General features: G+C 39.7%; 1 protein-coding gene. It reads left to right on the top strand.

Annotated elements, in window-relative coordinates; translation table 11 throughout:
• The coding region (locus F0L74_RS34910; RefSeq protein ID WP_188316302.1) for a trypsin-like serine protease at positions 1–390 on the top strand (390 nt) is incomplete at both ends.

The following is a 390-nucleotide window of genomic DNA, read 5'->3' as shown; positions in this document are numbered from 1 at the left end:
AAATTGTTGCCGGAACAGCAGACTTGGATGCTGGCGGAAAAAGCTACGACACATTTGCAGTAAACGTTTTCCGACAATTCGAGTTCATTAAAAGAAGTAACGATGTTGCTCTTTTGACTATTAACGGAGAATTCGATTTACTAAAAGTTACAGTCTTGAGGCCGAGCAAGGCAATTTTGAAGGAAAACGATCCAGTTACTTTGATTGGTTTTGGCGCTAAAAAACCGCATGGAGAATCAAGTAGAGTTTTGCGATACCTAAATCTGTCTGTATTTAATCAACAAACATGTAGATATGCGATGAGATACACCAGAAATGTAACGGAAACCATGTTTTGTACTTTTAAACGTATCGGTAAAGGAACCTGTCACGGCGATTCAGGAAGCCCCT

The organism is Chitinophaga agrisoli, assembly GCF_008386695.1.
GTDB lineage: Bacteria > Bacteroidota > Bacteroidia > Chitinophagales > Chitinophagaceae > Chitinophaga > Chitinophaga agrisoli.
This window is presented reverse-complemented; position numbering and strand designations above follow the sequence as displayed.